The organism is Citrobacter pasteurii (assembly GCF_019047765.1).
Lineage (GTDB): Bacteria > Pseudomonadota > Gammaproteobacteria > Enterobacterales > Enterobacteriaceae > Citrobacter > Citrobacter pasteurii.
In genome coordinates this window covers 2,579,816-2,602,721 of sequence record NZ_CP077262.1, presented here as the reverse complement: position 1 = coordinate 2,602,721, position 22,906 = coordinate 2,579,816, and the positions used below count along the sequence as shown (strand labels likewise).

The window sequence follows — 22,906 nt, the reverse complement described above, 5'->3', positions numbered from 1 at the left end:
GGTATCTGCGGTGCGGATACCTTATCGCTATGCCGCCTGTTCCAGTCTGGAAAAGAAGCCCCAGGACGCTGTAAACTGGCCGCCAAAATGGCAACAGGCATCACTGCAGGAGACTGGCATGCCAAAAACCAACGATAACTCGCTACTCAATCAAATTGAAACCATCGCCAAAGGACTGAGCGATACCTTCTCTCCGTTTTGCGAGGTTGTGGTTCATGACCTCAAGAACCCTGAGCATGCGATCTTATCCATATACAATAATCTGTCCGGTCGCAAAGCTGGCCAGCCCGCAACGGAGCTTGGACTGGCGCGGATCGCATCACCTGATTTTCCTAACATCGTTGCCAACTACAGCAATCAGTTTGCTGATGGTCGCCCGGTAAAAAGTACCTCTATTGGCATCAAGGACGAACAAGGAAAATACGTCGCGGCGCTATGCCTGAATGTTGATATGACGCTATTTCGCGGGATGCAGAGTGCGCTGGCACGGTTTACTGAAACCGAGTGCTCACCTGTCAGCGAACACCTCGATCCTGGCAGTAATGAAGTGATTCGCCAGCGTATTGATGACTTTGCGGCTAAACGTGCGACAACGGCGCGAGCGCTGAAAACAGAAGACAGAAAGGTACTGATTCAACAATTGCGTAAGGAAGGTTTACTGAACGTACGAAAATCCATGGATACGGTGGCGCAGCATCTGGGAGTGTCCAGAGCAACCGCATACCTGTATGCCCGTCAGGCTAACGCTATCGGCGAATAAGTGGGTCGTTTGACGCGACGACTTGAATCAGTTTACCATGATGCAAATACTGTATAAAAAAACAGGATTAGCATTATGACTCTAGCGTTAGTGGGCGAAAAAATTGACAGGAACCGCTTTACCGGGGCGAAAATTGAAAACAGTACGTTTTTTAACTGCGACTTTTCTGGCACCGACCTGAGTGGCCCTGAATTTATCGGTTGTCAGTTTTACGACCGTGAGAGCCAAAAAGGGTGTCATTTCAGCCGGGCCATCCTGAAGGATGCCATCTTTAAAAGCTGTGATTTATCAATGTCAGACTTCAGAAATGTCAGCGCACTGGGTGTTGAAATCCGCGGATGCCGCGCTCAAGGTGCGGATTTTCGCGGCGCAAGTTTTATGAATATGATAACCACACGCACCTGGTTCTGCAGCGCATATATCACCAACACCAACCTGAGTTACGCCAATTTTTCAAAAGTGGTGTTAGAAAAGTGTGAGCTGTGGGAAAACCGCTGGATTGGCACGCAGATTCTCGGCGCAACATTTAGCGGCTCCGATCTCTCTGGTGGTGAGTTTACGTCGTTTGACTGGCGGGCGGCGAACTTCACGCATTGCGATCTGACCAATTCTGAACTGGGGGATTTAGATGTTCGGGGCGTCGATTTACAAGGTGTTAAGATAGATAGTTACCAGGTCTCTTTGATCATGGAACGGCTTGGGATTGCCATTATCGGTTAGCCCTGGCTAATCAAGCCCGCAATACACCCGGGAGCGGTGAATCCCCGCCCCCTACGTATCTGTTCTGTTACCCCTCAGGCATTGCTGAAGAGTGGTGGGTGGAAATTTTCCACGCCTTCCCATCCCACGCGTAAGTAAACGTATAACGTGCCGAAACAGTCGATTTGTCTGCGAAGGTGAAGGTATAGGTGCCTGCATCAACCGCCTTATTACAGCCAAGGCGAATGGTACGACTGTCAATTTTCCCGGTCGGTTTCTTCGCCAGAAAATGTTCAAAATAATCCTCACGTTCAGCATCTGTTAAACGGGCCTTATTCGATACCGTGGGAAGTAATACTGCATCACTAAGATAATTTTCAGATACTGTCTTCGCATTACCCGTTTTCAGTGATTCATTCCACTTGTCGAATAGCGCTTCGATTTGCGCTTTGTTCACCTTCACACATTCTGGGGCCGGAGTTGCAAAAACGGGGGCCGATAAAAGGATCAGTGAAACAGCAAAACCAAGTAATTTCTTCATAGTAATCATTCCATTAATGGTTAGATGGCCACAAGAAGGTCATTGATAACCGGATAGTCAAATCACCTGTCATAACCAATAGAAACCATTAACATACGCCGAGTGTAGAAAATAAAGACGTCAAAAAAAATGGGTAAGTAATGCAATGAAATAATTAGATATTTTGGCATTGAAGCTCTGTATTTAATATAAACTACTACCTGAATGATTATAGTTCAGTATGCATATGATTTCTGTCCCCCTTCCAGAACCTCTTTAACGCTATCCCGTCCTTACGTTTTGGCACTTGCGACACCCCAGCGCATAAATTTGGCATAGCTATACCCTCATGAAACTCACGCTTCGTTTATTACGGGTCAGATGAGGCATGAAAATGCTAAGATAGTTTATGAGTTATATTCAAAGTGGAGCGCTGGTATGAATATTGACCAGGCCGCAACGTTGAATTTGCAACTAACTGTGTGGTTGCCCCCAAACTCAAACGGTAATGGCGAATGTCATTAAATATTAGTAAGATAGCTTCTTTATTCATAGTCCCTTAAAATTATGCGCCTGGTTTTATCAACTCTGATCGTGATGGCTGGACTTCTGAGTGGTCAGGCTGTTGCCGCGCCTCTGCAGACCACGCACGTTGATATTCGTGACAGCGGCTTTGTCTATTGCGTCAGCGGGCAAGTCAATACATTCAACCCACAGAAGGCGAGCAGCGGCCTGATTGTCGACACTCTGGCTGCCCAACTCTATGACCGGCTGCTTGATGTGGACCCATACACCTACCGACTGGTGCCAGAACTGGCTGAGAGCTGGGAAGTGCTGGACAACGGTGCAACCTACCGTTTCCACTTGCGCCGCGACGTCTCGTTTCAAAAGACGGCCTGGTTTAAGCCTACCCGTAAGCTAAATGCAGATGATGTGGTATTTACCTTCGAGCGCATATTTGACCGCCACCATCCGTGGCACAACGTCAATGGCAACAGCTTTCCCTACTTCGATAGCCTGCAATTCGCTGACAACGTGCAAAGCGTGCGCAAGCTGGATAACAATACGGTTGAATTTCGCCTGACTCAGCCAGATGCCTCCTTCCTGTGGCATCTGGCTACACACTATGCCTCCGTAATGTCGGCTGAATATGCCACACAACTGGCCAAACAGGATCGCCAGGAATTACTCGACAGACAGCCCGTCGGCACCGGACCGTTCCTGCTTTCAGAAAACCGCGCGGGACAATATATTCGTCTACAACGTCACGAAAAATTCTGGCGCGGCACCCCCCTGATGCCACAGATCGTTGTGGATCTCGGTTCAGGCGGCACCGGACGGTTATCAAAGCTCCTGACCGGGGAGTGCGACGTTCTGGCCTGGCCCGCGGCCAGTCAGCTCACCATATTACGTGATGACCCACGTCTGCGCCTGACGCTGCGTCCTGGAATGAACATTGCCTATCTGGCATTCAACACCAATAAACCGCCGCTGGATAACCCCGCAGTGCGGCATGCGCTGGCGTTGGCCATTAACAACCAGCGTCTGATGCAGTCTATCTACTACGGTACGGCAGAAACTGCAGCATCTATTTTGCCCCGCGCCTCGTGGGCTTATGACAACGAAGCTAAGATTACTGAATACAACCCGGCTAAATCCCGTGAGCAGCTAAAAGCACTGGGACTTGAGAATCTGACGTTGCAACTGTGGGTACCGACCAGCTCTCAGGCCTGGAACCCGAGTCCGCTGAAAACAGCGGAACTGATCCAGGCAGATATGGCGCAGGTGGGTGTGAAAGTGAAGATCATCCCGGTTGAAGGTCGTTTTCAGGAGGCGCGATTAATGGATATGAACCATGATCTGACGTTGTCCGGTTGGGCGACGGACAGTAACGATCCTGACAGCTTTTTCCGACCGCTGCTCAGTTGTGCCGCCATCAACTCACAGACTAACTTCGCGCACTGGTGCAATCCGCAGTTCGACAGCATATTACGCAAAGCGCTGTCTTCGCAGCAGCTCTCCTCGCGTATTGACGCCTATGACGAAGCACAACATATCCTGGCGCAAGAGTTGCCGATCCTGCCGTTGGCCTCATCATTGCGTCTACAGGCTTACCGCTATGACATCAAAGGTCTGGTGCTAAGTCCGTTCGGGAATGCTTCCTTTGCCGGGGTTTCCAGGGAAAAGACTGATGAGGTGAAAAAACCATGATTATCTTCACCCTGCGTCGCTTTTTATTGCTGCTGGTCACCCTGTTCTTCCTGACATTCATTGGGTTCAGCCTGAGCTACTTCACCCCCCATGCGCCGTTACAAGGCGCATCGCTGTGGAACGCCTGGATATTCTGGTTCAACGGTCTGATTCACTGGGATTTTGGCGTTTCCAGTATTAACGGCCAGTTAATCTCAGAACAGCTGAAAGAGGTTTTCCCAGCCACGATGGAGCTGTGTATTCTTGCCTTTGGGTTTGCGCTGATGGTCGGGATCCCCATCGGCATGCTGGCCGGCATCACACGCAATAAATGGCAGGATCGCTGCATCAGCGCATTGGCTCTGATGGGGTTTTCCATTCCCGTTTTTTGGCTGGCGCTGCTGCTGACACTCCTCTTCTCACTGACTCTCGGCTGGTTACCCGTTTCGGGACGCTTCGATTTACTTTACGAAGTAAAACCAGTGACCGGTTTCGCCATTATTGATGCGTGGATCTCTGACTCCCCCTGGCGCGACGAAATGTTGGTCAGCGCAATCCGTCATATGGTGCTTCCGGTATTGACGCTTTCCGTCGCGCCCACCACGGAGGTCATTCGCCTGATGCGCATCAGCACCATTGAGGTCTTCGATCAGAACTATGTCAAAGCGGCAGCCACGCGCGGTTTGTCACGCTTCACCATTCTGCGTCGCCACGTACTGCACAACGCCCTGCCGCCGGTCATTCCTCGTCTTGGATTACAGTTTTCCACCATGCTGACGCTGGCGATGATCACCGAGATGGTCTTTAGCTGGCCAGGGCTGGGACGCTGGTTGATTAACGCGATTCGCCAGCAAGACTATGCCGCTATTTCGGCGGGAGTGATGGTGATTGGCTCCCTGGTTATTATCGTTAACGTCATCTCTGATATTTTGGGTGCTATGGCTAACCCTCTGAAACATAAGGAATGGTATGCCTTACGATAGCACTTATAAATAATGCAAATAAAATCATAAAAATCAGTAAATTAGAAAATTACATTTCGTGAATTTACTGATTTTAATACACAAAAATGTACACATTATTTTTCCTGTTTGCTCCGGCAATGCAATTTTTAGTGATTGCTGGAGCTATCAACTCCATTCCTATTGTTATTCCTTCATTGCATACGACGCGCTGCGGCAACTACCTATTGCTGAGGCTCCTGCTGAATTTGTTCAAGCTCCAGTTCAGTGTTTTTCATTGCCGTCATCGCATCGCCATTACTCCTGTTCCAGATACTGTCTGATGGCATCTGCACACGCACTGAGACAAACGCATCTGTTGGTATGTCTACTGGCTCGCCATCGGTCACCGTTTCCGTAAACACACCGTGTTCGTCTGTGTTTCCTATTCTGTTTCGGGCAAATGATGGCGATGATGCGTGAACCCGGTGATAGGTTTTGATCAGCACCGTTCCGTCAGCATTAACCGTGTAATCCAGCCAGATACGCGGCTGCTTATTGCGATCAACAGGTATTTCAAAACCACCATCAACCCCGCCCCACGCTGCATCAGCATTCAGACCTGTGCACCCACTTATCAGGTATTCCCCTGCAGACAGGCGTGTAACAACACACCCTTCTGATTCCTCATTGGTTTCATATTGTCCATCTGAGAAAACCTTAACTACCGGGGATGATCGCTTGATGAAACCGTTAGAATCTACGGTTGTGTTTCTTGAATGCCATAGTCTTGACCAGCCTTTCCACTGCTCATAAGACGTTTTATCGGATCGCTTTGAGTTCAGATAATATTCATTATCTGAACCCCAGCTACTGGCCAGCGCTGTTCCAATATTATCTGCTGTTGACGGGAAGAAATTGACGGTACTGTACTTTGCCGGAGCATCCCAGGGACCGATGTTGATCGTATCTCCCCAGCTGAACATGGCGAAGTCTCGTCTGGATGTAAACGAGGCATACCAGCTACCACCGCTACCGTCTGTTAACTGTCGGTTTGTCGTGGCAGACAGACTCTGGCGGGCTGACTCGGGACTGTTGCCCCCCGTACCACCCTGAGTGACACTTAAAGGCGTTGTTAACCCGCTGAGGCTGGTGATGTCACTGTTAGCACCTTTTTTAGCGTAATCATCAAGAGCCGTCTTATCTGCCTTTTTATCCAGGTCCGTTTTGTCAGCTTTCTTATCCACCAGGCTCGCGATACTGTTCCAGGCTGGTCCGGAAAAGCTGGTACCGTCAGGTAATCTGACGGTAATTGTTCCGGTACCGCTGAATACCTGCTGCCAGTTCTGCTTGTCGTAATTCAGGCCGCGAAGCGCCTCTTCACTCTGTGTCACCAGCGCGGCGGTTACCATATTCAGGGCTACCCGTGGGACCGCGTTCCAGGCAACACCTGATTGTGTTGGCCCAAAGTAATTACTGATGAGCGTCAGTGATGTATCGCTGTTAACCGCCAGCACGGGTCTTGTGTAGGATGTGCCTCCCACGGTCACAACAATAAAATCACCGGCCGACAGTTCGGTGCTAAATGCAGTTCCTGCCCCTGACACCTGGGCAGAATTATTCGTCAGGGTGAGTGTTCCTGCTGACATGGATTTCTCCTGAATTCAGATAATAAAAAACCCTGCCGTAGCAGGGTTAGTCATTGATAATTAGGTTACTGACACGTTGTACTGGTGAAGTTCGTTATGCTGACCCACCTCCAGTTAAACGGATAACCGGCCTGATATTGTGTCTGGTTTGCAACTTTACGGATCCCGTAAATGGACACTTCTGTTTCCTGATTGCCGATCATCGCCGTTGCTGAACATAAGGGTAATTTCTTTTCGAGAGTACCGGAACATGCAGTTAATGATAAAAATGCAAGAACGATTAATATAATTCTCATATTGTTACTCGCTGTAGTTATTCATATTCAAAATATCAATAGCGGGCAACAATAGATAATAGATTTAACAGATCATTTAAAACACATTGATCGTTTAAAACGATCGTACAGGTATTCAATATTTTGAAACTTCAACTGCAATAACTGTGTTACCTGCATTTACAGGGGCCATTGGCTCCGCGCTACCAGACGGAATTCCCTGAGTGGCAGCGGTATAAATTCGGGTGCTGGCCCCGTTATATACGGCTGTAAAAGTAACCGGCACAGGCCAGAGCTGACCGCCCGGTCCACCGCCAGCTATTCGCCATACCTGCTGACCTGCAACATCCGGGATAATTGCCCATTTACCCGCTCTGCTCTCGTCAATATAAATGCCTCCATTTGCCCCGATTGTTCCGACAGTTACCACGTCCGTCAGGATTTTCGATTCATGAGTAATAACCAGATTCCCCGTCTGGTCGTCCCAGACAGCCAGCCCATACGGAGGATTAGGCATGGGCTGAGGGAATATAGTGAATAAATAGACTGTCAGGGTAAATGCGGTATTCAGTATCTCATAGGCCCGTACAGCCAGTTGTCCGTTTGATTCAATCCAGACAGCACACGCGGCCTGACGGGATGTCAGAACAAACGGGATAACAGGTTGTGTTGCATCAGGTATATTAACCAGTTGCTCAATATAATGTAGAGCACCATTCGATACTGACGAAAACGTCTGCTGTGAATACAGACAAACCGGTACTGACTGGGGGGTGATAAATGTTTCGCCGCTTTTCAACGATAATAACGCACCATATCTGTCAGCCATTATGCATTTTCCAGAAAAACCAAAACATAGCTCTCATTTGCCTGAGGCTGGTTCAGAGAGTTATCAGTGCCTGCGCCAATTACAATACTATTGCCTGAAACGGTTATTGTTCGGCGCCCCTCTACATACGCTATAGTTTTTGCCAGACCCAGCATATATCCGAGCCTCTTCCCTGTCGGCACGTTGAACGAATATGCACCTGACGTCTGGCCGGCACTCAGCTTTATCGTTCCGATGATTGATATTGGTTTAATACCAAAGTTTGCTGATGATCCGTCTTCATGCCAGCAGTCAAAACCAAAATCAGACATTAGGCGCTACTCCGGTAATATGCCCCAGCTGTACCAGCAGTCGCCCGCTGGGGCCAGTAAATGACAGGTTGTTATCAGCCTTAGACAGACACCAACCGCCCTGATTTGCAATTTTATATCCCGTAGACCAGAATGCGCCTGAGATTTTTCCGTTAGTAATCGCAGCATCCGCAATTTTCGCACTGGTGATACTGGCGTTCTGAATAAACGCATCGTTAATAAATACCTGACCATTAGATGTCAGGAATGCAGCCTTATAATTACCAGGGTCACTTCCTGAATAAATACCAAACTGATCAGCAGCAAAAACCACCGTCGATTTATAGGTGCCTCCTGAAGGCTCAATGGATATACCGAAACCAGCGTCATACAGAACATCATTTCTTTTAATGCCAAGATTAAGAGTATATGACGCTTTAGCATTACCATTATCTTCAACCTGGGCAGTAAGCTTTTCATTTACCGCTGCCGTTAACTCTCCGTTCGGGCCAATTTGCGCCTGAACATAGGTAGATAAATCAGCTAATCCCTTTTCAGCAGTAGCTACCGTAGTTTTTACAACCAATATATCAGCCCGGACCTCCCCATACTGAGCCCACTGGTGTTCCACGGTTCCGTGGTTTGCCAGCGCATTTGACATGATACCTTCCAGATTAGTATCAACACCCTCCTGAACATTTTTAAACGCATCTGACTCTCGTATTTGCTCATCAATAAACTCTATCATCCCTGGAATATCAGATGACGCCTGCCCGGATGCTTCAACAAATTCAGACACCCCGAAAGCATTCCTGGTACGAACATAAACGTAATACGTTTTATCTGCCTGTAGACCATGAAGCGTCCACTGGTTAGAGCGCCCTAGGAACTGAGTCTGGTCTTCAATGTCTGCCGGATTGACGATCTGATTTTGCCCGGAGAACCAGAATTCAAACGAAGTGTCTGTCGTTGCAGTAATGCGCATAACAGGAACCAGGTCTGCAGAGAACAGGCCAGGCGTCCAGATAACACTGGATGGCGCAGGTGGTGCACCGATGACCATACTGATTTGCGTCTCAGCTCCTTTCATTCCGTTTTCATTGCGACCGCGAACACCCAGCGTGTAGCTACCAGCATTCAGACCGAAAAACTCATAGCGGAACTGGTCTGTTTCGTACTGAGTGACCACTTTGCCGTCGTCGGTATACACGTATAACTCAAACACCAGCTTTTTGGTGGTAGTTGCCGTCTCCCACGTAGCCGTGACCTGGACAGTCTCAGAGTTGGTGTTGATGATGCGCAGGTTCTCCACGTTCGGCACGCGGTAACCGTTCAGCGTATCGTTGGGAACATCAAACACAGCACCTTCATCAACAATGGCCTGTTTGTTCCGATCATGCTGTGATGCAGTAATGCTGTAGACTGAATTGTTATCCGTCTCTGCAACGCTCAGAATGCGGAAAAGTCTGGTAGAAACGTTGCGGGTAGAAATAGCAAATACAGTGCCGTCACGAACCCATGCTGGCGTTGTTTTCAGCGTCACTATATTGTCCGCAATGCTGACAATCTCATACTTAATGAACCTGCCGTCACCGCCCATGATCGACATGGTGTCGCCTTCTGATATCAGAGCCGAATCAACCGCATCAACAGTGATCTTGTTACCCGCATGCGACATAATGCGGCCACCAAGACGCGCACCAGCATAGTTGTTATCCATGATTTCAACGATGTCACCCGGTGTGAAGTGGATAGCATCGCGCGCCATCTGGAACGACAGCCTGCTGCTCTCGCGCTTTGCGGTTTCCAGCAGCCATTTTCCTGCTCGCCATGCCTGACCGCGTGAGGTACAGCCGAATGCTTCCAGAGTGGTTTCGTTGTAGTTACCGCGGGCGATCATCTCATCGTCGGAAACATACTCTTTTACCTGCTCCCAGCCGTTATCCGGGTCAGTCCAGGATACAACAACTGCATTGTATTTCTCTGAACGCTTCACGGAGCTACGTTTGAACTCGCCATCAACCACGTTAGCATTTGTAATTGTCGCAATCGGATCCTGTGGCGCGTCAAGCATGACAGACAGGCGCATCCCGTCCCACAGCGCAATGCCGCGAAACATGCTCGCTATCTTGTCAAGAATGTCACGCGCACTCGCCTGTTCGGTAATATAAGCATTCAGCGTCATTCTTGGTTCCTGACCGCCGTAGCCGTCATTAACAAGTTGATCGCAATACCGTGAGAGAACATAGAGCGCGCCGTCATCTACATCGATATAACCGGCACGTTTCGCCAGGCCAAAACGGGTATTCTTCGCCAGTTCACGAAACAACCAGGCCGGATTGTTAGTCCACGCTTTTTTGAATCCGCCAGTCCACAACCCTGAATAGGTTCTGGCGATCGGGTCGTAATTATCAGGAACGTCCACAATCAGTCCGCGAAGATGGTATGTCCTGCTCGGAGTGTCGGTGTACTGGTCACGGTCGATAACCGCCCCCGCAATAGCAGAGAACGGATAGTTCAGGTTATCGTCGGTGATCTCGCTGTAGCTATTCCAGATGGTGCCGTTTGACAGCAAATCACTGGTGCTGTCCGGTGTAATGCGTCTGACACGAATATCGAACGGTTTGATTTCTGGCGCATCAATCAGGTGCGCTTCAAGATACTCGCCGGAAATTTTCCCTGGGCCTATAGTAACGTTTTTTTCGATAACCCATCCGGTTGAACCGGTTCGGGACTCGATGACCATAGTTACTGAGGTGTTTTTCTGGTTTCCTTTGATGTCCTGCTCCACCAGCCCGGTTGTACCGACATTAAAACGAACGCGGGTTACATCCTGGTCTGTAATGGTGCGTACCAGCGGTGTATCGTAGTTGACTTCCGTATTAACGATGGTTGTTGCTTCGATTGCAGAGAAGCCATTAATTGGCGACTGCGTTTCAGATCCCGGCCTCCATGCTACGCTGACGCCGTTAACGCTGACGTTTCCGTTAGCGTCAGTAACCCGCGTTTTGTTCAGCCTGAATGAAGACAGATGTGACTGATCAACCGGCCCGTAAATCGGACCTTCACTGATAAGGTCGAGTACCCGGTAAAATTGTTTTGATTTGAGGTTATCGTCGAGGAGTTTCGGGGTCGATGCTTTACCGCCGCCTGAAGACATAGCGCCACCTTAGCTGATTGATTCTGTCCAGTCCTGATTGTTACTTGTGTCAATGCCGAGAGAAATGACGTTCGAGCCGACCTCCATTTCCCCGAGAAGAATTGGAACCGGTCGCCCTTGCCCGACGCGGTTTTCTGCGCTGGTAAATGAGTTGTTGGTCAGCGTGTTATTCTCTGCCGATTCTGCTGACGTTTTAGTTTTCATGTTGCGGGCCATGTAAATAGAGTACGCAACAGATGCAGCGGCGATGACCAGAGTGGCAACAAGAGCGACAGTTCCCGAAATAGCCCCCTCAATTACCGGCACGAACAACACTGTAGAACCGTTTTTAAGATTTCTGTCCATATGCCACTGCACGGAATCTTCTGTCACCTCATCACCTGCAACACGCATCCTGATCCGGGAACTGAGAAATGCTTTTTTAAATTCGTGATTCTGGGAAAGGAGTAACCGCAATCCCTGCGCTGGCGTATCAACGTTCAGAGGGACCTGGCGGTAAAATCGGCGTAAATTGCCCGCAAATTTAAAGATGAGCACTGTTCGTGTCTCCATATGGAATGTATCTGCTTAACGTATGCCGGGCGCATTGGTTCTCTCCGGCTCAGGTGTCCCGCGTGGTCGTGGTGAAGCACCATGTTGTTATCGAGGTGAATCATTGCGTGGCAAGGGTCAGCACCGGGGAATGGTTGCCTGATAATGACGTCGCCTGGTTGCGCCTCACCTGGCGATACCTGGTGAAAGCCATTGAGCGGCATGTTTTTCAGGTAGAGGTTTTCACCACGTAACCACCAACCATTCGCACGTTCAAAGTTCGGCAGGTCAATGCCGCACAGATGATATGCATCTCTGAACAGGGTGTAGCAGTCCATAACGCCATGCTCGAACTTACGCCCCAGAAGGAATGGCACTGGCCTGTATTTTCGAATTATTCCGCCGCATGCCAGCCACCACGAAAGCCCTGTAACCCCTTGCATCTGGCGATCAGCGCCAGACAGGAACGGTACGTTTTGTGGGTGCGAGTGGAATACCGCCACGACATCTCCCGCTTCCTCGGCTGCAAGCCATTCATCATCACTTATGCGGAAATGCTTGTCCGGCTCGGGGTGCACATTCCTGCAGCGGAACAGTCGATCATCATTCAGGATTAAACCGCACACCTCATTCTGCGACGATGCCGCATATTCGAGTAACTCTTGCATCAGGAAACCTTCTGAGAGCCGGGGAAACTGCTGATTGGCATTGGTTCCGGTCGCGGATAACGGAAGCGGCAGCCGCTACGGCGGTGAGAGCACTTGTCTTTCGCCGGATCCGTGGTTGGATTGTCGCGCTCATCTGCAACGGGAGGCCCGTCATATCCACACCCGACGCCGCGATACTGCCACTGGCACACGTCGGCGAGAATAGTGCGAGCCGGGATAATGGCGTTATCGCAGTCAATCGGTGTCGCCAGCGTGTAGGTCACCTGCTCGAACGTCTCTTCCGTCATCTCTTCAACGACGTAGCGGGAAACAGCCTCCTGAGTTGGGTCGGCATCAGGGTTACCGTTCGGGAAGTTCACCGCGTCCAGATATTTCACCGGAACCTGACGCCGGGTAATAACCACGCCCAGCATGTCATCAAAGTCATGGTTGATGCCCGTAAGCAAACCGGTAACGTTCGCCACCGCCATTGACGGGCGGGCATATGTGCCTTCGTTCTTTGACTCGAATCCTTCCACTGCTATCGGGTACGCCTGGTACTGGTTGCCTTTCCAGATAACGTTACCGTAATAGCCATTTGTGCCGGAATGAAACCGGATAAGGTCACCACCAAAGGGCTGCAGGTCAGCTTCAAACAAATCGATGAATGCGCCTACTCCGGCGTCTACACTGTCGATAATTAAATTTGCTGGTATGTCGCGCACGGCAAACTCCCATAAAAAAGCCGCTCGACGGCGGCTACTGATCATTTGTCAGGATGTGAAAAAAAATAAAGAGGGGTTAGGCTGAGGCTTCAACATAAAAGGAGGTTTTATGTCTGGACTGATAAACCCAAAAGACTCACCGGAAGAATCAGCGTATGCATTATTGATTGAAATGATTAGAGCCCAAAGAGTACCCGTTTACTCCAGCGGGAATATTTCTAGTCTTCTGGATATGTATGACCAGGCTGTGAAGCATTTTAAAAGTAAGGATAATGAAAGCAGTTAATTCCCCTCGCAAAGCCTGATAAAACTATCACGAACGGATTCGGCTACAGCTTTGGCCTTTTCCGTTCGTTTATCATCTTCCCACGTCGATACCCCTTCAAGTTCGCGAGAAAGCGTTTTTGCCGCAGCTTCAATTACATGATCAGGTAGTTCGGTAAACTTCATAATAATCCCCTTATCGTGGCACTTGTTCAAACGTGGCCGTTAGTTCAAACAGCGGCCCCGTCTTTGTCATACTCCATGACCGGCAGACAAACAGCGCCTGCGTTCCCGTGCTCGAGGGCGTCCAGTAAAACGACTCGACGGCCATACGTGCTATCAGAAATGCTTCGGCTTCACGCGCAGCGTTAGGCTTATTGCATTTGCTGTCATCGACTCCCTTGAACGTCAGGGAGTATTTCGACATCAGGGGATTAATCCCCTTAGTCTGCCGCTGTTCGTAGCCGTCGCCGAGTTTGACGACGGCTACGTTAGGTGTGTTCTCAACGGTGTAGGCCTTCTGAGGAGACCAGGTGAATGTTTCCGGCATTATTTTCTCCTCGGCTGGATCATGCCGTTAGGGCGATTTGCCTGATCATTTATCTGGAACAAAGCAACCCGCTTCATCATGGATTCCATCTGTTTTATCGTGGCCTGATCGATGCCGCCAGTAGTATTAATTTCGAATTTGATGTGCTGTACGACGCTGCTACCACCGCCACCGCCCTGCATATCCCTGTTGCTAATCACCTTCCCGTTGTCGCCGGGGATCATGTACTGGCTGCCGTTCGATGCCTTGAAGATTTCAGGCTTCCCACCCTCACCAACGCGATACATAGAACCGGCATCGACTGGACCTCCGTTGTAACGAGCGCCAGCGACCGCCATTCCCTTGGCCGCCAGTAATGAACCAGCATACGCAGCCTGACCAACCGCCGCCGCACTGCCGTATGTGGCAATAGAGGCGCTCATCGCTGCTGGCGCCCATGCAGAAGCAGCGGCTGTTGCCTGAGCCATTGTCGATGCCAGTGATGCGGCGGCTGCGGCCTGACCCATTAACTGGCTCTTAACCCACTCGATCCCCATCTGCACCAGACTACCAACAACGCTGTTGAGTATTGTCGTGCCGATGTTGGCAAATGCCTCCTGAAGACTTTGGGTTCCACTAATGAGACCGGTCAGAGCATTAGTCGCTCCGCTCTGCAGGCCTTCCAGAGAAGATGCCAGCAACTCATTGGCCTGACTCTGGTTGCGGAAAATTTCCCACTGCGCTGCGATGCGTGCCTGTTCATACTCAGTTTCTTGCGCGTTTCGAAGTGCCAGATATTGTGAATCCGTCTCCTGCTTAGCGGCGATGTACTGGGTATACGACATCTGTCCATTTTTATAGGATTGTAGCAATACCGACTGCTCCTGCTGCTGATACTGCTGCATAAGCGCCAGCTTCTGGTTGTTCTGGTTCGCAAGTTGCTGAACTGGGTCAACCTCTGCACGAGCTGACGCTACCGGGTTAACAACCGCTTGAGCATTAATTTTCGCCAGGTTGTTCTTGTGCTCCAGCGCCAATTTCTCGGTCGCTGTATAGTATTCCTTCTGGTCAATCTTACCGGCAGTTAGCGCCGCCTTCAGATTGTCCATGGATTCACTGTAAGATTTGTTCTCTGCTTCCTCGGGAATAGCTTTGAGGGCTTCAGCTACCCCCTTCGCGGCGGCAGCGGCATCCCATGCTTTTGCAGCATACTGCCCTGCGAGTTGAGTTTGCTGCTGCGTAGCCCCTTTGCCGAGGGATTGTTGTGCCACCAAAATTGCTTGAGAACGGATCAGGTCAGTGGTTGATGCAGTGGCCAGCTCCGATTTTTGCCGGAGATTCTCCAGTTTTTGGGCGATTGCTTCTTGCTGATTAGCGTATTTATTCGCCTCAGACGTGGCGTCTTTGGTTTCCTTTTTGCCTTTCTGCTGAGCTTGCTGGGCGTCGTATTCGGCAGCAGCCCTTTCCCTCGCAAGCCTGACATCATTGTCAGTTCCACCAAGTTTCCTGATGTCCTGCTCAGCCTTCAACTGCGCACGCTTACGATCGTTAAGCTCACTCTGGAGCGTCACCTGGTCTTGCAGTTTATCAAGGTAGTCCTGAACGTCTTTCGGTCGCTCTACCATCAAACTGCTGGAGTTGAATTTCTCCTTCGCTTTTGCGGCAAAGTTAATCATGTCTCCAAGCTTGCCCATCATGCCAGCGGTGATACCAGCTTCCTCACCATCCCGGCGAAGTAGGTCAATCCCTTGCCTCATCGTGCCATTAAGCGTGGCGCGTCCGATGTTAATAGCGTTCTGAGTCTGGCTGAGGCGATTCTGAGCACGCTCAAGATCGAGAGTTGCAATCGCTAATTTATCCTGGGCACCACCTAATGCTTCAGCAGCCTGACGGCCTCGAGTGGTGTTCGTTCCCCAGTTAGCGATCTCCCTTTCTTGCCTCTGAACAGCAGCTGTAGCGTCGTTAAATTCTTTCTGTGCATCGGCTACTGCGTCGCTAAGGGTTGGCAGATTCTGGCTTAACTTGCCAATGGTGGCTGCCAACTCGGTATGCGACATAGTCTGGAACTTAGCGCTCAGTTCATTGACGCTATCCGCCAGGTTATTGGCATCGTCTCTGGCCTCTTTAGCTCGCTGAGAGAAATATAGAATCGCACTGGCCGCGAGCATGGCAGCACCACCAGCCCCACCTATCAATCTTAAAGCCCTGCTTGCCAGACCAGCCCCGGATGATGCTGCCGCTTGAGCTGCGTTACTTGCTACTAATGCTCGATTGTAATTTGCAACAGCAGCAGTAGCCGCTACCCTGGCGACAGACAAGCGTTGCTCGGCAGCGGCGGCATTCGTCGCACTAACCGCTGTCTGCTTCATCATCTCCGCAAGGCGGATCTCGTCCAGCGCCCGTTCTTTTGTGACAGCGGCTGCGCGGAGGTCGGCGGCAGCTTTATTTGCAACGGCTTGCGCCGCCTGCATCTCTGCTGCTGACTGATTTCTTGCAGCAACTGCGGCTTTTACCTTCGCAGCGGTAGCCATTGTCAGTGCGCCAACATAGCGACTTCCCATAACAGCAGCTGCGGCAGTCAGGATGGCACTAAGGGCGCCGATGTTCTCACTTACGCTGATCACGGCATCATTGAAAATCGCTGTACCGGTTTTTACCGTGGAGTTTTCGCCAAAGAATTTGGTGATGTTATTGCCTGCAACCTGCAAAGCCTGACTGATTGTGGTTGTTGTGTTGGCAAATTCAGCACCAATCATTGCTCCCTGCGACAGTAGCCCGTTAACCACTACGTCTGTGGTCAACTTACCGGCAGCAGCCATGCTACGCATTTGCCCGATGCTTACGCCCATAGAGTCGGCTAACGCGACAATTAGACGGTTACCCTGCTCATTTACTGAGTTAAATTCCTCACCACGAAGGGCTCCAGATGCCAGACCTTGCGAGAGCTGAATAATGGCATTTTCTGCTTCCTGAGCTGTGGCGCCAGAAACAACAAAACCCTGGTTGATTATCGTCGTAAGTTTCGTCAGATCCTGTGCGCTTGTGCCGTATTCTCTGGTAGCCCGTTCAAGGCGAGCATAGAGCGATGCAGTTGCATCCAGGCTGCCGCGAGTCTGTTGAGTAATGTCGAATACACGCTGCGTGACATCAACTAATTGCTCGCTAGGGCGCAGGGAGTTTGCGAGTTTGTTGTTAACGGTCGCCCATGCATCAGCGTACTCAGAGACCTGTTGCACAGATAATGCCGTAGCGAGGGAGGTTGCGACACCGGAAAGGCGCAGCATTGAACGCTCAGTGTTGCCAACAGCTTTAGTCGTGCCATCAAAACCGCGCTCAAGTGTATCGAGGCGTTGATTTACTCGCTCTTGCGCTGTAATCACCCCCTGCACATCCATTTCGATATCGTAGTAAATCCCACCTGCATTTGCTGGCATTATCTTTCTCCTGGCAATAAAAAACCCCGCCGGAGCGAGGTTGGTTGTGTAGAAAGGCTGTTCGGATTATTTAAAATTGCTAATTAACCGATATTTAATGCTTTGGTTGCTCGCTTCGATCACTTCAAACTGAGCACCTTTATAACCAATGAGCTTGGACTCGGACAGGTCATACTCAACGTCATTGTTGAACGCTGGTCGAGCCATGTTAGAAGAGAATTCTCGGTAACCTATGTTAATTTTATTTCCTACACGCCCGTTATAAAGCAGAGCCTGCTGGAAGGATGAGTCACCGCTAATATTCAGTTTGGTCTTTTCAATTGGCATATTGGTTTCGCAAGATGTCACACCAAAAATCGTGATAACGCACAACGCACGGTCAGCTTTTTTGACCATAATCCCTTGCCACATATCAGCAAGAGCTGCCTTATCAACATTCGCCGAATCGACCCCACCTGTCGGATAGTAGAAATCAGCAGCGCTATCCTCTCCAACCTTCTTAAGGAGCCCTGGCGTGATCGTGTAGCCCCATGAAACCTTTGCAGGTGCGGTAACCTTAAGCCCTTCGACTACCTGACTAACCCCTTGCTTGATCAAAGAATCACCAACAGATGCCGTGTTAACACTGCCAACAGCGGGCTCACTGTAGTTTTCGATTTTTGGCACATAGTTATATTTGGGTGACGTACAACCGGCTAACACCAGCACGGTACTTGCGAGAATTAAGAAATTTTTCATATCCCTATCCGAATGTGTAAATGTTCGGATTAATCCTATCAGGGCTTGTGGTAATCGCAACGGTAGAAGCTGATTTGTTGATCTCAAGCAACGAGAAAACCCGCGGTTAGGATAGGGATAGATGGCTGTGCTGTAGTTAGCAAAAAGCCGCCGAGTGGCGGGTGTTAGTGACTGAATATGGTCAACCCAGATTTGGATCTATTCATTTCTGTTTACTATTACTCCGGCTAACAACCGAATCAGCGGCTCTCCTAGAAGAATCCTGCTTTGCGGTAAAGCGCTTCAATATGTCTGGGCCGGTTAAACTCAAAATTACCGTAAGTAATTGCCATAATGTGAGAAAAACAAGCAAGCCATATGATATTCCACGAAATATTTCCTTGTGTGACAGAATCCAATCAGATTGTTTTAACAGAGGGGCAATTATTCCCACCAACAATACTAAGGCAAGTATTGCTGTGGAGTGAACGATCGGCGTGAATAACCGATGTATCCCCTCATTTCCTCCACTAGAGTTGCCCCCACGGAAAGATTTTTTTAGCCTTTCTGGATAAATAATTGCGAACCAAGCACCAACAACTGCAAAAATTATTGATGCTGTAGTTCTCAGGGCTTCAAAAAGCGGCCACTGCAATGCAAAGGCAATTGTGCGGCCAAAATACCCGGCGGCGAAAATTGCTAAAGTAAATACCAATGCAATTGCAAATAGAGTCGCTTTTTTTTTCATTAAAGTCCTGAACCTCGCAAAATCAGTGCCTTTTTACTTCTAAGATCAGTCAGTAGAGACTGAAGGTTTACAATCTCATCATTTTCCCTTTCGATTCGAAGATCAAACTGAGTCCTAGACAGAGAATTACTCAACCAGTAGGTTTTGTTCGCTTCCCCTTGAAAAACAAAGCCATAGTCATTCACCTCTGACGGATCCGCATTCCATTCTTGGATCATTTGGTTCACGTCGCCCAAATCGACATGTGGGGATATGGTATATCTTACCTTGGTTGAAGGTTGGGCTGCGTGCTGAGCCCCTAGACTTATTTTAGCAAGCATTTTCTGCCACAAATCAAGGTCTGGACCAATGCTTAAATCAAGCTCAATAATTCGTTCTATTTTCTTTATGAAATTAACTTTTTGTTTAATTTCTTCATGTTTCCCAGGGTTTTTGATTAATGCAGTATTGAACCTCGGGAAATAAACCCTTTTTTCTTCATGCTCATCAGACACATCAAGCATGTATCGGCTAACCCTTACCTCATGCGAACCATCATCTTGCTCCACAACTTCAGCTTTGGCATGCTTCGAAGATTGCTTTAAAAAACACTGCATATACTTCTGTAACGAACCCTGAGCTGTCACTTTGTTATGAAGCCGAACTGTTGCCATCAAATTCTGATCTGAGATAAACCAAAAATAAGTAGCAAACCCAGGAATGCTACCTTCCTGAATCGGATTCATTATAACTTCCGGCTCAGCACCAAATCTTGCATCTTCACTAAGTGAAGGCATGCGTTGACCATTACTTGGAACTTCGTTCCATAGAAGCAGGACCCAATCCTCACCAACACTTTTAGAATCAACTAAGTAGGATGGATAACGTTCTTCATCAGCCTCAAAGGTCTTAGTTTCCTTAAGCGTCTTAGGTTCCGCCCAATCTTTAAGATCGACCAAAATTTCAGCCAACGATCCAAAATCGGGTAATCCAGCACCAGAACGATAGAAACCAGCATTTCTCACACGATAAAACGTAAAAGTCGCTTGCTCAGTAACCATAAACCTCAACCTTGAGTAATAGGAAAAGGTTTAATTTAATACTAAACAGGCTTTAAGGTTACCTGATTATTTGAACAGCATCAGATACTGTATAAATACACAGTACATTACTACCATGCGATATGCAAAAAGGTATCGCCTATTGATAAAATCAAATAACACCTACATCTTAGCCAATCGTCGCGCTTTCTTCGCCATATAGTCATCAGCAACCGCGTCGTACTCTTCACGCGTAAATCCTTTCTGGTCTGGATATTTCGCCGCCAGCAGCATCTGGAATTCGGTCATCGTTAACTTCGAGGCTTCGGCACGGTTCATGCCAAAGTGGCTACGTGCTGCACTGATGTACTCGAACGCCTTAAACTCAGTCGTACGCTCTCCCTTCTCATGTCGCTGCAACTGGCGAACCTTGGCTTTACCGACAACGCCGTGAGTAATTAAGCTCTGCGCAACAAGTAGCATGCTCGATGCTGGAATTGAGCCTTTATGCCAGACGAATCCCCACCGTCCTGATTTACCCGGCTCCAACCAGCCAATAAGTGGGGAAATATCATCATCACAACATGCGGTGAGAACTGTATGAGCAGCTACGAATGCCGGTTTTGAGAATTGAATATCGGACATGTGCTCACTTAACCAGGATGGAATGTATCCGTATGTCTCGATAGCTCTTTTAACCATGGGCGTAACGTTATCGTTGTGAAGATGGTGGAACGCGCTAACTATCTCCTGCGGCGAACCAATACGAACCATGGCTTCAAAAGATGGTCGTAAGAAATAGTCGGCTTCGCGATCAACAATCAGGCATTCGCCAATTTCTTTCAGTGGTGTCATGTGGTTTCCCATGCAACGGTCATTATCAAGGGCAGCACGCCACCCTTTGGAATGTCCGTTAAGTAACGGTAACCGTATGCACGGCCACAAAGTTGCCGTCTTCGGTGTTGATGATGATCTGTGCGCTGCCTGTGGCGACGCGGTTCACCGTGACGGCGGTACCGGAGGCCGTAGCCGTGGCTTTGGTTGGATCGGTTGATGCAACGGTGAAACCTTTGTTGGTTGCGCCTGTTGGCGCGACGTTCACTGTAAACGTACTGGTTCCGCCCGCAGCGCCAGTGCTGGTAGCCGGAGTTAGCGTCACACCTGTCACTGCTATAGCGGTCAGTTCGTTAACTTCAATCGTGCTCGCATCACCGACCTTGAACTCGGTGGAGAACGTGACGATGTCATTGGTTCCACCGTCAGAGCTGAGCGCTGTAACGTTCATGTACCCGATGAACTCAACCGGGCCATAGTCCATGCGAACCCAGATACCGGGCTGCTTCTTAGCCTTCAGCTGCGCAGCAAAGTACGTGATGAACTTGCCGATCCCGTACTGGTCCAGCTTGTCTTTCTTACGTACTTCACCTTCAAAACTGATAGTGAAGTCACTGTTCGTGATGATGGTTTCGACATAGCCGCCGCCGTCATCTGCGTCTGAAGTAACAGAGTTCGGGTTGAAGTCGAAGCCCTTAGACGTGCCAGCGGCCAGCGCCAGCCACTCAGACTCAAGTGGTTTAACGTCCGGGCAGCCATCGGCAACCTCCAGCACGATAGCGCCGCCAAACAGGCGTTCATTTGAGTTCTGGCAATCAGCCATTTGAAACTCCTTAATTTGCATAAAAGAAAACCCGCCGAAGCGGGTCTGTCTGGTTGAGGGAGCTATTCGCCGAAGGTGCAAGCGAACTGGAGTCGAAAGACTATTCGTCCTTCTTCTGTGAGCACCGGCGCGGGGATTGCGCCCATGTTCTGGATGTAGCCGACACATTCATCAGCCATGGGATTGGTCTGGACGTAATCGACGATACGCTGAACGGCATTAAGCGCATCTTTACGCTTGTCTTTCGCACCGACGACATCGACCAGGACGTGATACTCAGAGCCAAGGTCCGTTCTGATATTAGAACCACCGTTTGGCCTGAATACCATCACCGCTTTCGACAGGTCGCCCGGGTCGTCATACATCAACTGCTGCACCATGAACCCGTCAGTAAGCCCGGCATCACCGAACATATTGCGCACCCGCTCATGCATCATGGGGGTCATAACGAAAGCTCCTTGAGAATCACCGCATCAATCTGACTCCGGGTATCTTCAAAGCCTTCCGTCAGAAACTCTTTCTGTGCTGTCGAGCGCCGGAAGACTTGGGGTACATCAGGATCATGAACATAAACAGCATAATTAGCCGAGTACCCAACCCTCCCGGTGACCAGAGTGCCACTGGTGTTAATTTCACGGTACTGACTATTAAGCAACGTAGATGTATCGATTGGGGTGTATAACGCAGCCTGAGAGCTACCGATAATCATTGCCGACTGCAGAGCCCTAACCACCTTACGGCCTCGAACATCCTGAATAATTCGGTTCAGGTTGGCCTTAGCCTCGCGGATACCGCGAACTTTAGCGCCCATATCCTACTCCAGTCAGAATGGCGTAATCATCCGCCAGGCGCTCAAACGTATCGGCGTAACGGATAACCTGCCGCACCTCGTCGGCACCGGCGACAACCGGGTCAGCTTCGGTAGACACACCAATCAACAGGTAATCACCTGCGAACGCCAGCGCGAACTCCGTCCATACGGTATTCTTCACGACGATTTCGGCGCCCAGGCTGCCGATGCGCTTTGACAGACCACCCTCGTAGTCACAGAGAATCTGCTCAGGCGGTTTATAGCCTCGCGGGTCGCCATATTCATCATTACCTGCCATCTTGCGCCAGATTGTCGCTGTGGCGGTATAGGACCAGTTAGCAACCGAAGACATACCCTATTCCCTCCATTGCAGTACAATCGCGCCTGTCGCCCGGATGCGCGGGCAGTTGATATGCCACTCGCCATTAGACTTAACAAAGCCGGTTGTCTCCCGCCCAGTGTCAGTCAGAACCCACACACGTACGAATGAGCGGGGTAAAGTTTGCTTAAC

General features: G+C 49.6%; 25 protein-coding genes. 5 read left to right on the top strand and 20 right to left on the bottom strand.

All coding sequences use genetic code 11. The features are described from left to right. Positions 1 to 118 precede the first annotated feature (118 nt). Positions 119 to 760: a helix-turn-helix transcriptional regulator gene (locus tag I6L54_RS12745; RefSeq protein WP_005126490.1), complete on the top strand. Its 642-nt coding sequence runs from the start codon at positions 119 to 121 to the stop codon at positions 758 to 760. Between the two features lie 75 nt (positions 761 to 835). Then, the gene (locus I6L54_RS12740; protein ID WP_040230891.1) at positions 836 to 1,480 is read left to right on the top strand and encodes a QnrB family quinolone resistance pentapeptide repeat protein; all 645 of its coding nucleotides are present in this window, start codon (positions 836 to 838) and stop codon (positions 1,478 to 1,480) included. Between the two features lie 67 nt (positions 1,481 to 1,547). On the opposite strand, the gene I6L54_RS12735 is transcribed toward I6L54_RS12740, so the two are convergent. Continuing rightward, positions 1,548 to 2,000, bottom strand: a complete 453-nt coding sequence (locus I6L54_RS12735) for an SgcJ/EcaC family oxidoreductase (RefSeq protein ID WP_005126487.1) — start codon at positions 1,998 to 2,000, stop codon at positions 1,548 to 1,550. Positions 2,001 to 2,546: 546 nt separating this feature from the next. Here I6L54_RS12735 and sapA point away from each other — a divergent pair. Together sapA and sapB are read left to right on the top strand one after the other, a co-directional pair. After that, on the top strand, positions 2,547 to 4,190 hold the full coding sequence (gene sapA, locus I6L54_RS12730) for an ABC transporter substrate-binding protein SapA (protein WP_005126483.1): 1,644 nt from the start codon (positions 2,547 to 2,549) through the stop codon (positions 4,188 to 4,190). Then, positions 4,187 to 5,152 carry a peptide ABC transporter permease SapB gene (gene sapB, locus I6L54_RS12725; protein WP_005126482.1) on the top strand — a complete coding sequence of 322 codons (966 nt, stop codon included), beginning with the start codon at positions 4,187 to 4,189 and terminating at the stop codon, positions 5,150 to 5,152. The genes sapA and sapB overlap by 4 nt, the downstream gene beginning before the upstream one ends. Positions 5,153 to 5,355: 203 nt before the next feature. Here the strand turns inward: sapB and I6L54_RS12720 are convergent, their stop codons facing one another. From I6L54_RS12720 to I6L54_RS12690, 8 genes are all read right to left on the bottom strand, one after another. Beyond that, entirely contained in the window at positions 5,356 to 6,759 is a 1,404-nt protein-coding gene (locus I6L54_RS12720; protein ID WP_040230889.1) for a phage tail fiber protein, read from the bottom strand. 65 nt (positions 6,760 to 6,824) lie between these two features. After that, positions 6,825 to 7,055, bottom strand: coding sequence for a phage exclusion lipoprotein Cor (cor, locus tag I6L54_RS24325; RefSeq protein ID WP_072041432.1), 231 nt, complete (start codon positions 7,053 to 7,055; stop codon positions 6,825 to 6,827). 115 nt (positions 7,056 to 7,170) lie between these two features. After that, a complete protein-coding gene (locus I6L54_RS12715) occupies positions 7,171 to 7,863 on the bottom strand; it encodes a hypothetical protein (protein WP_052463724.1) in 693 nt (230 codons plus the stop codon). Further along, positions 7,863 to 8,174: a hypothetical protein gene (locus tag I6L54_RS12710; protein WP_040230886.1), complete on the bottom strand. Its 312-nt coding sequence runs from the start codon at positions 8,172 to 8,174 to the stop codon at positions 7,863 to 7,865. Before I6L54_RS12710 ends, I6L54_RS12715 begins: the two co-directional genes overlap by 1 nt. After that, positions 8,167 to 11,313, bottom strand: coding sequence for a TipJ family phage tail tip protein (locus I6L54_RS12705; protein WP_040230885.1), 3,147 nt, complete (start codon positions 11,311 to 11,313; stop codon positions 8,167 to 8,169). Before I6L54_RS12705 ends, I6L54_RS12710 begins: the two co-directional genes overlap by 8 nt. 9 nt (positions 11,314 to 11,322) lie before the next feature. Further along, positions 11,323 to 11,850: a tail assembly protein gene (locus tag I6L54_RS12700; RefSeq protein ID WP_040230884.1), complete on the bottom strand. Its 528-nt coding sequence runs from the start codon at positions 11,848 to 11,850 to the stop codon at positions 11,323 to 11,325. Further along, positions 11,793 to 12,512 (bottom strand): C40 family peptidase, encoded by a 720-nt coding sequence (locus I6L54_RS12695; RefSeq protein ID WP_040230882.1) that lies wholly within the window; start codon positions 12,510 to 12,512, stop codon positions 11,793 to 11,795. Before I6L54_RS12695 ends, I6L54_RS12700 begins: the two co-directional genes overlap by 58 nt. After that, positions 12,512 to 13,216, bottom strand: coding sequence for a phage minor tail protein L (locus tag I6L54_RS12690; RefSeq protein WP_031608852.1), 705 nt, complete (start codon positions 13,214 to 13,216; stop codon positions 12,512 to 12,514). Before I6L54_RS12690 ends, I6L54_RS12695 begins: the two co-directional genes overlap by 1 nt. 109 nt (positions 13,217 to 13,325) lie before the next feature. Here I6L54_RS12690 and I6L54_RS12685 point away from each other — a divergent pair, with 109 nt between their 5' ends. Continuing rightward, on the top strand, positions 13,326 to 13,502 hold the full coding sequence (locus I6L54_RS12685) for a hypothetical protein (RefSeq protein WP_040230880.1): 177 nt from the start codon (positions 13,326 to 13,328) through the stop codon (positions 13,500 to 13,502). Here the strand turns inward: I6L54_RS12685 and I6L54_RS12680 are convergent. The 11 genes from I6L54_RS12680 to I6L54_RS12630 all read right to left on the bottom strand — a co-directional run bounded on the left by I6L54_RS12680 (position 13,499) and on the right by I6L54_RS12630 (position 22,747). Further along, the gene (locus tag I6L54_RS12680; RefSeq protein ID WP_156135319.1) at positions 13,499 to 13,666 is read right to left on the bottom strand and encodes a hypothetical protein; all 168 of its coding nucleotides are present in this window, start codon (positions 13,664 to 13,666) and stop codon (positions 13,499 to 13,501) included. The two genes, I6L54_RS12685 and I6L54_RS12680, sit on opposite strands and share 4 nt — an antisense overlap. 10 nt (positions 13,667 to 13,676) lie before the next feature. Continuing rightward, positions 13,677 to 14,030 carry a phage tail protein gene (locus I6L54_RS12675; RefSeq protein ID WP_040230879.1) on the bottom strand — a complete coding sequence of 118 codons (354 nt, stop codon included), beginning with the start codon at positions 14,028 to 14,030 and terminating at the stop codon, positions 13,677 to 13,679. Next, positions 14,030 to 17,443, bottom strand: coding sequence for a tape measure protein (locus I6L54_RS12670; protein WP_040230877.1), 3,414 nt, complete (start codon positions 17,441 to 17,443; stop codon positions 14,030 to 14,032). The genes I6L54_RS12675 and I6L54_RS12670 overlap by 1 nt, the downstream gene beginning before the upstream one ends. Positions 17,444 to 17,509: 66 nt before the next feature. Further along, on the bottom strand, positions 17,510 to 18,181 hold the full coding sequence (locus tag I6L54_RS12665; RefSeq protein WP_040230874.1) for a putative periplasmic lipoprotein: 672 nt from the start codon (positions 18,179 to 18,181) through the stop codon (positions 17,510 to 17,512). A 202-nt stretch (positions 18,182 to 18,383) separates the two neighbouring features. Continuing rightward, complete coding sequence (locus I6L54_RS12660; RefSeq protein ID WP_040230873.1) at positions 18,384 to 18,908, bottom strand: hypothetical protein; 525 nt, start codon at positions 18,906 to 18,908, stop codon at positions 18,384 to 18,386. After that, on the bottom strand, positions 18,908 to 19,948 hold the full coding sequence (locus I6L54_RS12655; protein WP_040230871.1) for a hypothetical protein: 1,041 nt from the start codon (positions 19,946 to 19,948) through the stop codon (positions 18,908 to 18,910). Before I6L54_RS12655 ends, I6L54_RS12660 begins: the two co-directional genes overlap by 1 nt. A 162-nt stretch (positions 19,949 to 20,110) precedes the next feature. Then, positions 20,111 to 20,782, bottom strand: a complete 672-nt coding sequence (locus I6L54_RS12650; protein ID WP_040230870.1) for a DUF6246 family protein — start codon at positions 20,780 to 20,782, stop codon at positions 20,111 to 20,113. A 58-nt stretch (positions 20,783 to 20,840) separates the two neighbouring features. Then, the gene (locus tag I6L54_RS12645; RefSeq protein WP_040230869.1) at positions 20,841 to 21,584 is read right to left on the bottom strand and encodes an Ig-like domain-containing protein; all 744 of its coding nucleotides are present in this window, start codon (positions 21,582 to 21,584) and stop codon (positions 20,841 to 20,843) included. Positions 21,585 to 21,646: 62 nt separating this feature from the next. Then, positions 21,647 to 22,030 (bottom strand): phage tail termination protein, encoded by a 384-nt coding sequence (locus tag I6L54_RS12640; RefSeq protein ID WP_040230867.1) that lies wholly within the window; start codon positions 22,028 to 22,030, stop codon positions 21,647 to 21,649. Beyond that, positions 22,027 to 22,395, bottom strand: coding sequence for a hypothetical protein (locus tag I6L54_RS12635; protein ID WP_040230865.1), 369 nt, complete (start codon positions 22,393 to 22,395; stop codon positions 22,027 to 22,029). Before I6L54_RS12635 ends, I6L54_RS12640 begins: the two co-directional genes overlap by 4 nt. After that, positions 22,385 to 22,747 (bottom strand): hypothetical protein, encoded by a 363-nt coding sequence (locus I6L54_RS12630; protein ID WP_040230864.1) that lies wholly within the window; start codon positions 22,745 to 22,747, stop codon positions 22,385 to 22,387. Before I6L54_RS12630 ends, I6L54_RS12635 begins: the two co-directional genes overlap by 11 nt. Positions 22,748 to 22,906: the final 159 nt, after the last annotated feature.

Coding starts and splice junctions, on each gene's coding strand:
- cor (WP_072041432.1), bottom strand. CDS start 7,055: ATGAGAATTATATTAATCGTTCTTGCATTTTTATCATTAACTGCATGT.
- I6L54_RS12675 (WP_040230879.1), bottom strand. CDS start 14,030: ATGCCGGAAACATTCACCTGGTCTCCTCAGAAGGCCTACACCGTTGAG.
- I6L54_RS12635 (WP_040230865.1), bottom strand. CDS start 22,395: ATGGGCGCTAAAGTTCGCGGTATCCGCGAGGCTAAGGCCAACCTGAAC.
- I6L54_RS12740 (WP_040230891.1), top strand. CDS start 836: ATGACTCTAGCGTTAGTGGGCGAAAAAATTGACAGGAACCGCTTTACC.
- I6L54_RS12695 (WP_040230882.1), bottom strand. CDS start 12,512: ATGCAAGAGTTACTCGAATATGCGGCATCGTCGCAGAATGAGGTGTGC.
- I6L54_RS12745 (WP_005126490.1), top strand. CDS start 119: ATGCCAAAAACCAACGATAACTCGCTACTCAATCAAATTGAAACCATC.
- I6L54_RS12705 (WP_040230885.1), bottom strand. CDS start 11,313: ATGTCTTCAGGCGGCGGTAAAGCATCGACCCCGAAACTCCTCGACGAT.
- I6L54_RS12685 (WP_040230880.1), top strand. CDS start 13,326: ATGTCTGGACTGATAAACCCAAAAGACTCACCGGAAGAATCAGCGTAT.
- sapB (WP_005126482.1), top strand. CDS start 4,187: ATGATTATCTTCACCCTGCGTCGCTTTTTATTGCTGCTGGTCACCCTG.
- sapA (WP_005126483.1), top strand. CDS start 2,547: ATGCGCCTGGTTTTATCAACTCTGATCGTGATGGCTGGACTTCTGAGT.
- I6L54_RS12720 (WP_040230889.1), bottom strand. CDS start 6,759: ATGTCAGCAGGAACACTCACCCTGACGAATAATTCTGCCCAGGTGTCA.
- I6L54_RS12640 (WP_040230867.1), bottom strand. CDS start 22,030: ATGACCCCCATGATGCATGAGCGGGTGCGCAATATGTTCGGTGATGCC.
- I6L54_RS12710 (WP_040230886.1), bottom strand. CDS start 8,174: ATGTCTGATTTTGGTTTTGACTGCTGGCATGAAGACGGATCATCAGCA.
- I6L54_RS12630 (WP_040230864.1), bottom strand. CDS start 22,747: ATGTCTTCGGTTGCTAACTGGTCCTATACCGCCACAGCGACAATCTGG.
- I6L54_RS12645 (WP_040230869.1), bottom strand. CDS start 21,584: ATGGCTGATTGCCAGAACTCAAATGAACGCCTGTTTGGCGGCGCTATC.
- I6L54_RS12650 (WP_040230870.1), bottom strand. CDS start 20,782: ATGACACCACTGAAAGAAATTGGCGAATGCCTGATTGTTGATCGCGAA.
- I6L54_RS12680 (WP_156135319.1), bottom strand. CDS start 13,666: ATGAAGTTTACCGAACTACCTGATCATGTAATTGAAGCTGCGGCAAAA.
- I6L54_RS12670 (WP_040230877.1), bottom strand. CDS start 17,443: ATGCCAGCAAATGCAGGTGGGATTTACTACGATATCGAAATGGATGTG.
- I6L54_RS12665 (WP_040230874.1), bottom strand. CDS start 18,181: ATGAAAAATTTCTTAATTCTCGCAAGTACCGTGCTGGTGTTAGCCGGT.
- I6L54_RS12660 (WP_040230873.1), bottom strand. CDS start 18,908: ATGAAAAAAAAAGCGACTCTATTTGCAATTGCATTGGTATTTACTTTA.
- I6L54_RS12715 (WP_052463724.1), bottom strand. CDS start 7,863: ATGGCTGACAGATATGGTGCGTTATTATCGTTGAAAAGCGGCGAAACA.
- I6L54_RS12655 (WP_040230871.1), bottom strand. CDS start 19,948: ATGGTTACTGAGCAAGCGACTTTTACGTTTTATCGTGTGAGAAATGCT.
- I6L54_RS12735 (WP_005126487.1), bottom strand. CDS start 2,000: ATGAAGAAATTACTTGGTTTTGCTGTTTCACTGATCCTTTTATCGGCC.